General features: G+C 70.0%; 14 protein-coding genes. 9 read left to right on the forward strand and 5 right to left on the reverse strand.

The features are described 5' to 3' along the window. Positions 1–4 precede the first annotated feature (4 nt). Both ACWG52_RS25475 and ACWG52_RS25480 read left to right on the forward strand, forming a co-directional pair. Complete coding sequence (locus ACWG52_RS25475; protein ID WP_051763908.1) at positions 5–403, forward strand: MerR family transcriptional regulator; 399 nt, start codon at positions 5–7, stop codon at positions 401–403. Continuing rightward, positions 400–1,422, forward strand: coding sequence for an aldo/keto reductase (locus ACWG52_RS25480; protein ID WP_389816685.1), 1,023 nt, complete (start codon positions 400–402; stop codon positions 1,420–1,422). Before ACWG52_RS25475 ends, ACWG52_RS25480 begins: the two co-directional genes overlap by 4 nt. Before the next feature lie 24 nt (positions 1,423–1,446). Here the strand turns inward: ACWG52_RS25480 and ACWG52_RS25485 are convergent, their stop codons facing one another. The 3 genes from ACWG52_RS25485 to ACWG52_RS25495 form a co-directional block, all read right to left on the reverse strand. Further along, a complete protein-coding gene (locus tag ACWG52_RS25485) occupies positions 1,447–2,307 on the reverse strand; it encodes a DUF4429 domain-containing protein (protein ID WP_389816683.1) in 861 nt (286 codons plus the stop codon). 66 nt (positions 2,308–2,373) lie between these two features. Then, positions 2,374–3,525 (reverse strand): alpha/beta hydrolase, encoded by a 1,152-nt coding sequence (locus tag ACWG52_RS25490; RefSeq protein ID WP_389816769.1) that lies wholly within the window; start codon positions 3,523–3,525, stop codon positions 2,374–2,376. A 220-nt stretch (positions 3,526–3,745) separates the two neighbouring features. Next, on the reverse strand, positions 3,746–4,408 hold the full coding sequence (locus ACWG52_RS25495) for a TetR/AcrR family transcriptional regulator (protein ID WP_389816680.1): 663 nt from the start codon (positions 4,406–4,408) through the stop codon (positions 3,746–3,748). 386 nt (positions 4,409–4,794) lie between these two features. Between ACWG52_RS25495 and ACWG52_RS25500 the strand changes: the two genes are divergently transcribed. Next, positions 4,795–5,196: a peptidase inhibitor family I36 protein gene (locus tag ACWG52_RS25500; RefSeq protein WP_389816677.1), complete on the forward strand. Its 402-nt coding sequence runs from the start codon at positions 4,795–4,797 to the stop codon at positions 5,194–5,196. Here ACWG52_RS25500 and ACWG52_RS25505 read toward each other — a convergent pair. After that, positions 5,177–6,010, reverse strand: coding sequence for a potassium channel family protein (locus ACWG52_RS25505; RefSeq protein WP_389816675.1), 834 nt, complete (start codon positions 6,008–6,010; stop codon positions 5,177–5,179). The two genes, ACWG52_RS25500 and ACWG52_RS25505, sit on opposite strands and share 20 nt — an antisense overlap. An 80-nt stretch (positions 6,011–6,090) precedes the next feature. Beyond that, positions 6,091–8,823: a pyruvate dehydrogenase (acetyl-transferring), homodimeric type gene (gene aceE / locus ACWG52_RS25510; RefSeq protein ID WP_033225964.1), complete on the reverse strand. Its 2,733-nt coding sequence runs from the start codon at positions 8,821–8,823 to the stop codon at positions 6,091–6,093. Between the two features lie 469 nt (positions 8,824–9,292). On the opposite strand from aceE, the gene ACWG52_RS25515 reads away from it, so the two are divergent. The 6 genes from ACWG52_RS25515 (at position 9,293) to ACWG52_RS25540 (ending at position 13,848) form a co-directional block, all read left to right on the forward strand. Continuing rightward, entirely contained in the window at positions 9,293–9,718 is a 426-nt protein-coding gene (locus ACWG52_RS25515) for a DUF3052 domain-containing protein (protein ID WP_030715388.1), read from the forward strand. Between the two features lie 152 nt (positions 9,719–9,870). Next, a complete protein-coding gene (locus tag ACWG52_RS25520) occupies positions 9,871–10,329 on the forward strand; it encodes a peroxiredoxin (protein WP_033225962.1) in 459 nt (152 codons plus the stop codon). Positions 10,330–10,495: 166 nt separating this feature from the next. Beyond that, entirely contained in the window at positions 10,496–11,071 is a 576-nt protein-coding gene (locus tag ACWG52_RS25525) for a TerD family protein (RefSeq protein ID WP_030715382.1), read from the forward strand. 197 nt (positions 11,072–11,268) lie between these two features. Next, positions 11,269–11,844, forward strand: coding sequence for a TerD family protein (locus ACWG52_RS25530; RefSeq protein WP_030715379.1), 576 nt, complete (start codon positions 11,269–11,271; stop codon positions 11,842–11,844). Between the two features lie 25 nt (positions 11,845–11,869). Next, positions 11,870–12,985, forward strand: coding sequence for a DUF475 domain-containing protein (locus tag ACWG52_RS25535; protein WP_389816669.1), 1,116 nt, complete (start codon positions 11,870–11,872; stop codon positions 12,983–12,985). Between the two features lie 122 nt (positions 12,986–13,107). After that, positions 13,108–13,848: a TerD family protein gene (locus ACWG52_RS25540; RefSeq protein ID WP_030715374.1), complete on the forward strand. Its 741-nt coding sequence runs from the start codon at positions 13,108–13,110 to the stop codon at positions 13,846–13,848. The last annotated feature ends 114 nt before the right edge of the window (positions 13,849–13,962 follow it).

Here is a 13,962-nt window from a genome sequence, read left to right on the forward strand (position 1 = left end):
AGCCATGAGCCAGAGCCTGACGCAGACGCGGTACACGATCAGCGAGGTCGAGGCCCGGACCGGTCTGACCCAGCACACCCTGCGCTGGTACGAGCGGATCGGCCTGATGCCGCACGTGGACCGCTCCCACTCGGGGCAGCGGCGCTTCACCGACAAGGACCTCGACTGGCTCGCCTTCGTGGGCAAGCTGCGGGCCACGGGGATGTCGGTGGCGGACATGGTGCGGTACGCCGAACTGGTCCGCGAGGGCGAGCACACCATGGCCGAACGCCGGGAACTGCTGGAACGCACGCGCCGCGAGGTGCGCTCGCGCATCACGGAGCTCACGGACGCGCTCGCCGTACTGGATTACAAGATCGATATGTACGCCATGAAAACGGTATCGGGGAAGGCACAGCAATGACGGAGCACGGCACCACCCTCGAACAGGTCGAGCTCGGCAAGGGCGGCCCGCAGGTCGGCGTCCAGGGCCTCGGCTGCATGGGCATGAGCGAGTTCTACGGCGACACCGACGAGACCGCGGCCCGGGAGACCCTCGACGCGGCGCTGGCCGCCGGGGTCACCCTCTTCGACACCGCCGACGTCTACGGGCGGGGGCGCAACGAGGAGTTCCTGGCGCCCTTCGTGGCCGCCCACCGCGACGAGATCACCCTGGCGACGAAGTTCGCGATAGAGCGTTCCGACGACCCGCGCTACCGGGGCGTCCGCAACGACCGCGCCTACATCCGCACGGCCGTGGAGGCCAGCCTGCGCCGGCTCGGCGTCGACGTCATCGACCTGTACTACATGCACCGGCGCGACCCGGCCGTGCCGCTCGCCGAGTCGGTCGGCGCCATGGCGGAGCTGGTCGCCGAGGGCAAGGTGCGCCACCTCGGCCTCAGCGAGGTCACCGGGGCGGAGCTGCGCGAGGCGCACGCCGTGCACCCGATCGCGGCGCTCCAGTCGGAGTGGTCGCTGTTCAGCCGGGACGTGGAGCGCAGCGCGGTGGGCGCGGCGGCGGAGCTGGGCGTGGCCTTCGTGCCGTACTCCCCGCTCGGCCGGGGCTTCCTGACCGGGTCCTTCGCCGACGCGTCCGCGGAGCTGTCCCAGGACGACTTCCGGCGCCACCAGCCGCGGTTCACCGGCGACAACGCGAAGACCAACGCGGCGCTGCTGGCCCCGGTCCGGGAGATCGCCGAGCGGCACGGCGCGACCCCGGCGCAGATCGCGCTGGCCTGGGTGCAGCAGCGGGCGAAGGTGCACGGGCTGACCGTGGTCCCGATCCCCGGCACCCGCAAGCCCGGCCGGCTGCGCGAGAACACCGGGGCGACCCGGATCACCCTCACGCAGTCCGAGCTGGACCTGCTGGAGCCCATCGCCGCGCAGGTGGCGGGCGACCGCTACCCGGACATGAGCTCCACCTCGGCGGCACGGGAGGTCTGAGCCGCCAGGCCCGCCCGGCCCCGCTCAGAGCGACTCGGCCGCGAACCGGTCCCGCAGCGCCGCGTACTCCGCGTCCGTGAGCAGCCCCGCCGTGTGCAGCTCGCTCAGGTGCCGCAGCCGGTCGTCGCCGGAGCGGGCACGCGGCACGGAGGCGACCGGGGTACGGGCGCGCAGGGCGGCGAGCACGGCCGCGGCGAACGGCAGCGAATCGTGCACCGCCCCGTAGCCCGTGCCGAAGACGGCGGCCGCCAGGTCGTGGTCGGGGCGCGGGTCACCGGTGGTGTCCCGCAGCAGCAGCCGCAGGTGCCCGCCGGGGCCCTCCGGGGAGGACCACTCGACGCCGGTCAGGGCGGCCAGCGGGAAGCGCTGGTCGCCCGCCTTCCATTTGGTGCTGGAGGCGCCCGTACGGGACCACTGGAAGGTGATCGCCGAGCCGTCGAAGCCCACCCGGGCGTCGTACGCCTTCAGGTGCAGCGGCGGCTGCGGTACGTCGACGAGGAAGCCCGCGGACGGCTCGGCGGCATCCGGCCCGAGCCGGGACCGCAGCGCGTCGGCGAACGCGGCGACGGCCGGCGCCTTGTCGGCGGGCAGCACGAGCCGGTAGGGGTCGCAGGCCTCCTTGAGCTGCCCGGCGGCGACCTCCATCAGCGGGTCCGCGCCCGGCCGTGGCAGGGCGCGCAGGACCACCGTGTCCCGCTTGCCGCCGGTCACGGTCACCTCCACGGCGGACACCGCTTCGAGGGGGATCCGGCGCGAGCCCAGGGCATGCCAGAGTCTCGGCAGCCTCGGCGTTCTGATCCCCCGTGCGAAGCGGATGAGCACCGAGTCCGAATCGAACTCCCAGACGGCATGATTTCCGGCCAGTACGTCACCCATGCGGCACATCGTAAACGGCGGCGCCCCCGCGCGTCCCCCCGGTTGCGGGAGCCGATTTCCACGCCTCTACGCGCGTCAGTCCTGCTCTGTCCCGGAAATCCCGCGTCGGCACGCATCGTTCCCGGTCGCACAGACAACGGAACCGAACGCGCCGGTTCCGATCTTGGCGAAGTTGTCCATCGAGTCCGTACCTGGCGCGAAATAGCCGGTGTGGCTCTTGGCCCGGGCCGAGGACAGCAGCCGCGCGCCGAACGCCGGGGACACCGGATCCGCGCCGTGGCCGAGGCCGCCGACCTCCAGGTGCGGAACGTCCGCGATCCAGTCGCCCTCGTCGCGCGTCGCCCAGACCCGCGCCGAGGTGTGCAGCTCGGCGACGTTCTCCGCACGCATCCCGGGGCTGCCCGCGACCACCACGTCGGTCACCCGGCGCGGCAGCTCGTGCGCCGCGACCCCGCAGACCACCGATCCGTAGCTGTGGCAGAACAGCGCCACGCTCGCGTCCCCGGGCAGGGCCGCGGTCAGGGCCTTCAGCAGGACGGCGCCGTCGACGGCCATCCGGCCCGTGGCCGCGTCCACACCGACCCCGGTGGGCGCGGTGTAGCCCGCCCAGGCGATGACCGCCGTGCGGCTGTCCGGATCGGCCGCGCGCTGGGCCTCGTACAGGGACTCGGCCATGCCGACCGGAGAGGTCAGCCGACGCTGGGTGCGCTCGAAGGTGAGGACGTCGGTGTCGACACCCGGGACGATCACCGAGACCCGCTCCGCCCCGGAGAGGTCACCGAAGACCTCGGCCACGCGACCGTTGCCCGTCGGGTCGAAGGCGAAGATCTGCCGGCCGGGCTCGGCGAGCGAGGCGAAGCGGTGGGAGCGCCGGGTGGCCGTCGCCCGGTCGGCCGGGGTCAGCGCGACGTCCTGGCTCCGGGCCTCCTCGACCCGGCGCGCCTGTTCCAGGCCCTCCAGATTGGCCCGGTAGCGGACCGCGGCGGGGGTCCCGTCGAGGTTGCCCACGACGAGCGGGTAGGTGTCGGCGAGCCGGGCGCGCTCGCCGCCGTCGAGGCCGGCGAAGAAACGGGCCACCGTCCGGGCGGGGGCGTCCGCGGGAGGCACCGGGCGGCCGTCGACCCGGGCCTTGGCCCAGGCGCCGAGGGCGGCGACCCGCATCGGGGTGCCCTCCTCCGGCCGGTGAACGGCCGTCCAGCCGGTGGTCGCCAGCATGATGAAGACCACCGCCAGCGCGAGCAGGGCACGCAGAGCGGCAGGGCGCGGGTCGGCGCCGAGGGCGGTGGGGTGGGCAAGGCCGGGCACGTTCACTGTGACCAGCCTATGAGACGTCTTACGCCACGGACGTGCCAGGTGACCGGACTCACGGCCGACCGTGGGACCACGTGAGGCCCGAGCGGGCGACCCGCCGAGGCGTCGGCGGAGCCCGCCGACGCGGGCCGCCGGGCTACGCGGACCCGCGCCAACTGGAGGTCAGCGCCGGACCGATCCGGTCGAGGTACGTCTCCGTCAGCCCGCGGATCGACTCCACGCTGGTGTCCTCGCCCCGCCCCCAGAGCCGCCCTGTGACGCGCATCACGCCGCAGAACGCGGCGACGGCGACCCGCGGCCGCGGATCGACGTCCACGTCCAGGCCCTCACGGGCACCGATCAGCCGGGAGATCCGTTCCTCCAGCTCCGTGGAGCGCCGCAGGTGCACGGCGAGCAGGGCCGGGGTGGACTCGATCAGCCGGTAGCTGCGCATGTACAGATCGACCGGGACCACCTCGGACAGGGCCACTTCCACGGTGTCCCAGGCCGCGAGCGCCGCGCCCCGCAGGGCCTCGAAGGGCCCCTCGGCGGCCGGCCTGGCGCGCAGCTCGGCGACGAACCGCGACTCGACCAGCTCCTGGAGGGCGAAGACGACCTCCTCCTTGTTGGCGAAGTAGCGGAAGAAGGTGCGCTGGGACACGTGCACGGCGTCGGTGATCTCGTCGACGGTGGTGCGCTCGTACCCCTGGGAGAGGAACAGCAGGAGGGCGGCGCGCAACAACGCGTTCCGGGTGCGCCGTTTCTTGCGTTCACGCAGTCCGGTCACCGGCGCGGCCGTCGCCGACCGCTCGTCGATCATCACCGCGGGGCTCCCTTCTGACGCCGAGTGGGCGGTCAGCGTACCGGTGACGGGTGGGGTGGCGACCGCCGCGTTAAGCCGTTTGCGACGTCCCGTCCGCGGTCCTCGGCGTGCCCGCCGGAGCGCCCGCGCATGACACGTTCGAGGTCGGGTCCGGCCGGGTCCGCACCCGGGCCCGGGCGGCCACGGGCCCGGCCCGCAGGCTCCCGGAAGCGTCAACTCCGTACGTACCAAGGCCCTGTCGGAGGGTTCCGGCGGGGCTGTCGCCTATCCGGGTGGACCCGTCCGGGGCCTCTTCCGCCGGCCTGTCCGCGCAGGTCAGCGTGGTGTCGGCGGAGCTCCGGAAACGGTCCGGGCGCCCGCCGTCCACAAGGAGTTGACCCGTCATGCGTACGTGTCGAAGCATCCGCGCCACCACCACGACCACCCTCGCCGCGACCGTCCTGGCCCTCACCGCCCTCATCCCGAGCACGGCCGGCACGGCGCACGCCGCGGGCCCGCCGACGCTCGGGGCCTGCGCGACCGGGCAGCTGTGCCTGTGGGCGAAACCGGAGTTCAAGGGAGCCCGTCAGACGCACGAGCTCAGCACCCTGGACATCAACAGCTGCACCGCGCTGCCGGCCGGGACCAGCGCCCAGTCGCTCACCAACCGCACCGGGCGCCCGGTGACCACCTACCAGTCGGCCGAATGCGCCGAGACCGGCGAGTTCCAGACCTACCCGGGCGACGGGGTCTGGCTGCCCCAGTCGCCCTACCAGGTGCGGGCGTTCAAGGTGTGGGAGAGGTGACCTCGCGCTGCGCCGGGGCGTTCGGCGGGTCGGCCACGGGCGCGGCGGCCGGCCCGGTCACGGCCGCGACCGGGCCGGCGGCCGCGGCCGCCGCGCCGCCCAGCCGGGCGACCTCGCCGCGCAGCGCCCGTACCTCGTCCTGCAGCTCCCGGATGGCCGCCAGCTGGAGCATGTCCGCCCGGTCGTCGCGCTCGAAGCGGGAGATGAACCACGCGGCGATGTTGGCGGTCACCACACCGAGCAGGGCGATCCCGGACAGCATCAGACCCACGGCCAGGACCCGGCCGAGGCCGGTGGTGGGCGAGTGGTCCCCGTACCCGACCGTCGTCATCGTGGTGAACGACCACCACACGGCGTCGCCCAGGTTCTTGATGTTCCCGTCGGGGGCGTCCCGCTCCACGCTGAGCACCGCCAGCGAGCCGAACATCAGCAGCCCCACCACCGCACCGGCCACATACGTCGTCAGCTGGATCTGCGGAGCCATCCGGGCCCGCCGACCCACCAACATCAAGGTGGCGACCAGTCGCAGCAGCCGCAGCGGCTGTACGAGCGGCAGCACCACGGCGGCCAGGTCCAGCCAGTGGGTCCGCACGAAGTGCCTACGGTCCGCCGCGAGAGCCAGACGGACCAGGTAGTCCACGGCGAAGGCCCCCCACACCACCCACTCGACGTAGGCGCAGGCCCGGTGCACCTGCGCACGGGCGTCGGGGGCGACGATGGGCACGGCGTACGCCACGGCGAACGCCACGGCGAGCAGGAGCAGCGGGGTCTGGCTCCGCCGCTCCCACAGCAGCTGGCGGGAGGGTTCCTTCATGCCGAGCATCGTAAGGAACCCGTAAAGGGGAGCGGGCCCCGGCCGAAGCCGGGACCCGCTCACCGAACCCACCCAGGGCGCTACGCGTCGCCGCCCGCCGCACCCGGGTCCGCCGCCGCCACGTCCAGCAGCTGGTACCGGTCGACCGCCTGCTTCAGCACCGAGCGGTCGACCTTCCCCGCCCGGGCCAGCTCGGTGAGCGTCGCCAGGACCACCGACTGGGCGTCGATGTGGAAGAAGCGCCGAGCCGCGCCCCGCGTGTCCGCGAAACCGAAACCGTCCGCGCCCAGCGAGGTGTACGCGCCCGGCACCCACCGCGAGATCTGGTCCGGAACCGACCGCATCCAGTCCGAGACCGCCACGAACGGCCCCTCCGCACCCGACAGCTTCCGCGTCACGTACGGGACGCGCTGCTCCTCCTCCGGGTGGAGCAGGTTGTGCTCCTCGACCTCCACCGCCTCGCGCCGCAGCTCGTTCCAGGAGGTCGCCGACCAGACGTCCGCCCGCACACCCCAGTCGGCCGCCAGGATCCGCTGCGCCTCCAGCGCCCACGGCACCGCCACGCCCGAGGCCATCAGCTGAGCCCCGATCGTGCCCTCGGTACCCCGCGACACGCGGTGGATACCGCCCAGGATGCCGTCCACGTCGACGTCCGCCGGCTCGGCCGGGTGCTGGATCGGCTCGTTGTAGACGGTCAGGTAGTAGAAGACGTCCTCCGCCTCCGGGCCGTACATCCGCCGCAGGCCGTCCTTCACGATGTGCGCGATCTCGTAGCCGTAGGCCGGGTCGTACGCCACGCAGCCCGGGTTCGTCGAGGCCAGCAGCTGGGAGTGACCGTCGGCGTGCTGGAGGCCCTCACCCGTGAGGGTGGTCCGCCCCGCCGTCGCGCCGAGCACGAAGCCCCGCGCGAGCTGGTCGGCCATCTGCCAGAACTGGTCACCCGTGCGCTGGAAACCGAACATCGAGTAGAAGACGTAGACCGGGATCAGCGGCTCGCCGTGCGTCGCGTACGCCGAACCGGCGGCGATCAACGAGGCCGTGCAGCCCGCCTCCGAGATGCCGTCGTGCAGCATCTGGCCGGTCGGGGACTCCTTGTACGCGAGCAGCAGGTCGCGGTCGACCGCCTCGTACTGCTGGCCCAGCGGGTTGTAGATCTTGGCGCTCGGGAAGAAGGCGTCCATACCGAAGGTGCGGTACTCGTCGGGCGCGATCAGCACGAAACGCTTGCCGATCTCCTTGTCCCGCATCAGGTCCTTCAGGATGCGGACGAAGGCCATGGTCGTGGCGATCGACTGCTGTCCGGAACCCTTCTTGGCGGCCGCGTACGTCTTGTCGTCCGGCAGCTGCAGCGGCTTCGCCCGCACCACGCGGGTCGGCACGTACCCGCCCAGCGCACTGCGCTGGTCGTGCATGTACTGGATCTCGGGGGACTTCGGGCCCGGGTGGTAGTACGGCGGGGCCCCGCCCTCCAGCTGCGCGTCCGTGATCGGGATGTGCAGGCGGTCGCGGAAGCGCTTGAGGTCGTCGACCGTCAGCTTCTTCATCTGGTGCGTCGCGTTGCGGCCCTCGAAGTTCGGGCCGAGCGTCCAGCCCTTGACCGTCTGGGCCAGGATCACCGTCGGCTGGCCCTTGTGGGCCTTGGCCGCGGCGTAGGCCGCGTAGACCTTCTTGTGGTCGTGACCGCCACGGCCCAGGTGCTGGATCTGCTGGTCGGACATGTTCTCGACCATCGCCCGCAGCCGCTGGTCGCCACCGAAGAAGTGCTCACGGATGTACGCGCCCGACTCGGTGGCGTACGTCTGGAACTGCCCGTCCGGCGTGGAGTTCATCTTGTTCACGAGGATGCCGTCGCGGTCCTGCGCCAGCAGCGGGTCCCAGGAACGGTCCCAGATCAGCTTGATGACGTTCCAGCCGGCACCCCGGAAGATCGACTCCAGCTCCTGGATGATCTTCCCGTTGCCGCGCACCGGGCCGTCGAGGCGCTGCAGGTTGCAGTTGACCACGAAGGTCAGGTTGTCCAGACCCTCACGGGCGGCGATCGACAGCTGACCCAGCGACTCCGGCTCGTCCATCTCGCCGTCACCGAGATACGCCCAAACGTGGGACTTGGAGGTGTCGGCGATCCCGCGCGCCTCCATGTACCGGTTCATCCGCGCCTGGTAGATCGCCCCCAGCGGACCGAGGCCCATCGAGACGGTCGGGAACTCCCAGAAGTCCGGCATCAGCCGCGGGTGCGGGTAGCTGGAGAGGCCGTACGGGGCCTTCGACTTCTCCTGCCGGAAGGAGTCGAGCTGCTGCTCGGTGAGCCGGTCCAGCAGGTACGCGCGGGCGTAGATACCGGGGGAGGCGTGCCCCTGGAAGAAGATCTGGTCGCCGCCGTCGCCCTCGTCCTTGCCCCGGAAGAAGTGGTTGAAGCCCACGTCGTAGAGGGAGGCCGAGGAGGCGAACGTGGCGATGTGACCACCGACGCCGATACCGGGACGCTGAGCACGCGAGACCATGACGGCCGCGTTCCAACGGGTGGCGTTGAGGACCTTGCGCTCGATCTCCTCGTTGCCCGGGAAGAACGGCTCGTCCCGGGTGGCGATCGTGTTCACGTAGTCCGTGCTGCGCATCTCCGGCACGGCCACGCGCTTCTCACGAGCCCGCTCGATCAGCCGCAGCATCAGATAGCGGGCGCGCTCACGGCCCCGCTCGTCGACTGCGGCGTCGAGGGAGTCGAGCCACTCCTGCGTCTCCTCCGGATCGAAGTCCGGGACCTGACTCGGCAGGCCACCAATGATGATCGGATTGCGATCGGATGCGGAAGCCACGCTGTTCCTTCGCTGTCGTGGGAGTCGTACGGGAGGCATGCCTGGGGACGCCGCCGCCTCCCATGCTCTTACGCTGGGCCGAAATCTTCATCTTTACCACCGGGTAATCCCTGGAAACCGCAGGGAACCCGGGAGGAAGGATCGGCGCGGATCCGTCGCGAGTCCGGCCGAACCGGACCCCACGCCCGAGGCGGGCGCCGACTTCGCACGGCCGTTCGTCCCTCAAACAGGTAGGAAAGACCCAACCGTCGACGATGATGCCGAATGAGCTGGAATGGTGTGGGATGAATCACGAGAGGTACACACGGGAAGGCTGAAAGTTGCGGCGAGACGGCCGCAATCGTCACCGTTTCGACGGTCTCGGCGGCCGGGTACTTGCGCGATCCGCCGCGCCCGTGTGGACTACGCCCAATGCTGCGCGTACGCGCGCCGCCGAAGACATTCACCGAACATGAGCAGGAGGCACCCCGTGAGCGCGACCGCGGACCACGCGGAGAGCCTGGCCGCCCGGCTGGGTTTCCAGTCCGAACAGGTGGTCCAGGAGATCGGCTACGACGACGACGTCGATCAGGAATTCCGTGACAGCGTCGAAAAGGTCGTCAGCGAACTCGCCGACGAGGACTACGACGACGTCGCCGACGCGGTGCTGTTGTGGTTCCGCGACGAGGACGGCGATCTGACGGACGCCCTGGTCGACGCGACCGAGCTGGTCGAGGACGGCGCACTGATCCTGCTGCTGACCCCCAAGACGGGCCGTGACGGCTACGTCGAGGCCAGCGACATCAGCGAGGCCGCCGAGACGGCCGGCCTCTCCCTCGCCAAGGGCCTGCCCGTCGGCAAGGAGTGGACCTCCACCAAGCTGGTGACGCCCAAGGCGGCCAAGGCCAAGCGCTGAGCCGAGCCCCGCAGCGATGCGGACACACGCCCCGCCGCACCGGGTCATCCCGGTCGGCGGGGCGTGTGCGTTCACGGCCCGGAGCCGGGCCCATAAGGTGGGACCACCCGAACAGCCCAACGCGGGGATGCGGGAACGAAGGGATGCGAGAGATGGCGATCGAGGTCGGCGACAAGGCCCCGGACTTCGAGCTCAAGGACAACCACGGCCGGACCGTGCGACTCGCCGACTTCCGGGGCGAGAAGGCGGTCGTGCTGCTCTTCTACCCGTTCGCCTTCACCGGCGTCTGCACCGGCGAGCTGTGCGAGCTGCGCGACCAGCTCCCGCGCTTCCAGAACGACGACGTGCAGCTCCTCGCCGTCTCCAACGACTCCGTGCCCACCCTTCGGGTCTTCGGTGAGCAGGAGGGTCTGGAGTACCCGCTGCTGTCGGACTTCTGGCCGCACGGGGAGACCTCGCGCGCCTACGGCGTCTTCGACGAGGACAAGGGATGCGCGGTCCGCGGCACCTTCATCATCGACAAGGACGGCGTCGTGCGCTGGACTGTCGTCAACGGACTGCCCGACGCGCGTGACCTGAACGAGTACATCAAGGCACTCGACAGTCTCTGAGCGCGACGGCGTGGGCCGTACACGCATTTTCCCTGCGAAAACCGCTTACAGGCGGGAACCCGTCACTAGGATCGAAACGTTGATCCGGTAGCTCCCCCGGTCACGACCGGGAGGGCCCCCTGCACGACGGGGCACCGCCCCACACACAGAACCCAATGGAGGACCCGTGGGAGTCAGCCTCAGCAAGGGCGGCAACGTCTCGCTGACCAAGGCCGCGCCTAACCTGACGGCGGTCATCGTCGGTCTGGGCTGGGATGCTCGCACCACCACCGGTGTCGACTTCGACCTCGACGCCAGCGCGATCCTGACCAGCGACCAGGGCAAGGTCACCAGCGACGCGAACTTCGTCTTCTTCAACAACCTGAAGAGCCCCGACGGCTCGGTGGAGCACACCGGTGACAACACCACCGGTGAGGGCGAGGGCGACGACGAGGCCATCAAGGTCAACCTGGCCGGCGTCCCGGCCGACGTCGCGAAGATCGTCTTCCCGGTCTCGATCTACGAGGCCGAGAGCCGCCAGCAGAGCTTCGGCCAGGTCCGCAACGCGTACATCCGCGTGGTGAACCAGGCCGACAACAGCGAGCTCGCTCGCTACGACCTCTCCGAGGACGCCTCGACCGAGACCGCCATGGTCTTCGGCGAGCTGTACCGCAACGGTGCGGAGTGGAAGTTCCGCGCCATCGGCCAGGGTTACGCATCGGGCCTGCGCGGCATCGCGCAGGACTTCGGCGTCAACGTCTGAGTCCGAGAGCAGTCCGTCCGTCCGGCGCCGTGCACTGTGTGTACGGCGCCGGACCGGCTTTACCTCGCGGACACCACCGCGGGCCGCACACCGCACCACCGGTCGTACCGGCCACACCGCCACACCGCACCACCCGCCACACCGCACCACCGGCACATCGCCATACCGCCACACCGTCGTCCGGGGAGGACCACAACATGGGCGTCACACTCGCCAAGGGGGGCAATGTCTCCCTCTCCAAGGCCGCACCGAATCTCACCAGGGTTCTGATCGGTCTCGGATGGGACGCGCGCTCGACCACGGGAGCCGACTTCGACCTCGACGCCAGCGCACTGCTGTGCAACAGCGGCCGGGTACTGGGGGACGAGTACTTCGTCTTCTACAACAACCTGAAGAGCCCCGACGGCTCCGTCGAACACACGGGGGACAACCTCACCGGCGAGGGTGAAGGCGACGACGAGTCGATCATCATCGACCTCACCAAGGTGCCGGCGGCCGTGGACAAGATCGTCTTCCCGGTCTCGATCCATGACGCGGACTCCCGCCGGCAGAGCTTCGGCCAGGTCAGCAACGCCTTCATTCGCGTGGTGAACCAGGCCGACGGTCAGGAACTGGCCCGCTACGACCTGTCCGAGGACGCGTCCAGCGAAACCGCGATGATCTTCGGCGAGGTCTACCGGTACGGGGGTGAATGGAAGTTCCGTGCGGTGGGGCAGGGGTACGCGTCGGGGCTCCGAGGCATCGCTCTAGACTTCGGGGTCAACGTTTCGTAAAGCCGTACAAGACGATGGGGTGCCAGTGGTTCTCAAAACCTTCGGCTGGTCGTTCGCAATCACTGCGCTCGGTCTGGTCGCAGCGGTGTTCTACGGGGGGTGGCAGGCCTTCGGTATCGTGGCGATCCTGTCGGTCCTCGAGATCTCGCTGTCTTTCGACAACGCGGTGGTCAACGCCGGGATCCTGAAGAAGATGAATGCCTTCTGGCAGAAGATCTTCCTCACCATCGGCGTACTCATCGCGGTCTTCGGTATGCGACTGGTCTTCCCCGTTGTGATCGTCGCGATCAGCGCCAAGATCGGGCCCATCGAGGCCGTGGACCTCGCCCTCTCCGACAAGGAGATGTACGAGCAGCTGGTGACGGACGCTCACCCGTCCATCGCCGCCTTCGGTGGCATGTTCCTCCTGATGATCTTCCTCGACTTCATCTTCGAGGACCGTGACATCAAGTGGCTCGCCTGGCTGGAGCGCCCGCTCGCCAAGCTCGGCAAGGTCGACATGCTGTCCGCCTGCCTCGCGCTGATCGTCCTCGTCATCGCCTCGATGACGGTGGGGGCCAATGCCCACCAGCACGGTGGCATCCACGTGGACAAGGCGCAGACCGTTCTGATCTCCGGCGTCCTCGGCCTGATCACCTACATGATCGTCGGTGGCCTCTCCGGCTACTTCGAGAACAAGCTGGAGGAAGAGGAGGAAGCCGAGCACGAGGCCGAGGAAGAGGCCAAGAAGACCGGTAAGCCCGTCACGGCCGTCGCCATGGCCGGCAAGGCCGCCTTCTTCATGTTCCTCTACCTTGAGGTCCTCGACGCCTCCTTCTCCTTCGACGGAGTCATCGGCGCCTTCGCCATCACCAACGACATCGTCCTCATGGCCCTCGGCCTCGGTGTCGGTGCCATGTACGTCCGTTCGCTGACGGTCTACCTGGTCCGCCAGGGCACCCTCGACGACTACGTGTACCTGGAGCACGGCGCGCACTACGCCATCGGCGCGCTCGCCGTGATCCTGCTCGTCACCATCCAGTACGAGATCAACGAGTTCATCACCGGTCTCGTCGGCGTGGTGCTCATCGGATGGTCCTTCTGGTCCTCCGTGCGCCGCAACAAGCGCCTGGAACTGGAGGGTTCCACCGCCGAGGCATGACCGCGGCGCTAATGCGGAACGCTCCATCTGCGGGGCGGTCCACCGGGTCCACGGACCCGGCGGGCCGCCCCGCTTCCGTAGGCTCAGGGCGTTTCGGGGATCAGGGGACCAGGGGGTAGGGGATGGGCTTCTTCGACGGCATCATGGGCAGCCGGGCCGTGCAGTTCCAGTCGGGCAGTGCCTCGTCGAACGCGATCGAGCTGACCAAGCGACATTCGACGGTGTCGCTCACCAAACAGGGGGCCGTCCACGGCAATCTGCGCGTCAATCTGTCCTGGCGCATGCGCACCTCGGACATCGGCGGCCGCTCGGGGCAGAGCGGCCAGCTCTTCCGGCACCCGTTCAAGCTGTTCAAGCCGGACATGGTGCAGGCGCACACCCAGGGCATGGTCAATGTCGACCTCGACATGGGCTGCCTGTACGAGCTGGAGGACGGCACGCGCGGTGCCGTACAGCCGCTGGGGAACCTGCTGGGCGACCTCAACGACCCGCCGTACGTGAAGCTCAGCGGGGACGACCGGTTCGGCTCGGCGTCGGGGGAGACCCTCTACGTCAATCTCGACCACGCCGACGAGATCAAGCGGCTGCTGGTCTTCGTCTACATCTACGACCAGACGCCGGCCTTCGACCGGACGCACGCCATGGTGACCCTCTACCCCGTCACGGGGCCGCGGATCGAGATCCCGCTGGACGAGCGGCACCCGCAGGCCCGGTCCTGCGCGGTCGTCTCCCTGGAGAAGGTCAAGGGCGAGCTCGTGGTGCGGCGCGAGGTGAAGTTCGTGTACGGGTTCCAGGCCGAGCTGGACCGGCTGTACGGCTGGGGGCTCCAGTGGGGGCGGGGCTACAAGAGCACCAAGAGCTGACCGGGGCCCCGCGGACGTGGGAGCGTCCGCGGGGCCCTCGGCGGGGCCGTCCGGCGGCCCTGTGTCGGCCTCACCCGGCCTCGGAAGCCGCAAGGGCTTCGAGGCTTCAGAGGC

It is taken from the genome of Streptomyces sp. CLCI03, from assembly GCF_053615355.1.

Bases quoted from the DNA above. Each gene is read 5' to 3' on its own strand.
- ACWG52_RS25480 (WP_389816685.1), top strand. From the start codon at position 400: ATGACGGAGCACGGCACCACCCTCGAACAGGTCGAGCTCGGCAAGGGC.
- ACWG52_RS25485 (WP_389816683.1), bottom strand. From the start codon at position 2,307: ATGTGCCGCATGGGTGACGTACTGGCCGGAAATCATGCCGTCTGGGAG.
- ACWG52_RS25500 (WP_389816677.1), top strand. From the start codon at position 4,795: ATGCGTACGTGTCGAAGCATCCGCGCCACCACCACGACCACCCTCGCC.
- ACWG52_RS25505 (WP_389816675.1), bottom strand. From the start codon at position 6,010: ATGAAGGAACCCTCCCGCCAGCTGCTGTGGGAGCGGCGGAGCCAGACC.
- ACWG52_RS25520 (WP_033225962.1), top strand. From the start codon at position 9,871: ATGGCGATCGAGGTCGGCGACAAGGCCCCGGACTTCGAGCTCAAGGAC.
- ACWG52_RS25540 (WP_030715374.1), top strand. From the start codon at position 13,108: ATGGGCTTCTTCGACGGCATCATGGGCAGCCGGGCCGTGCAGTTCCAG.
- ACWG52_RS25475 (WP_051763908.1), top strand. From the start codon at position 5: ATGAGCCAGAGCCTGACGCAGACGCGGTACACGATCAGCGAGGTCGAG.
- ACWG52_RS25495 (WP_389816680.1), bottom strand. From the start codon at position 4,408: ATGATCGACGAGCGGTCGGCGACGGCCGCGCCGGTGACCGGACTGCGT.
- ACWG52_RS25530 (WP_030715379.1), top strand. From the start codon at position 11,269: ATGGGCGTCACACTCGCCAAGGGGGGCAATGTCTCCCTCTCCAAGGCC.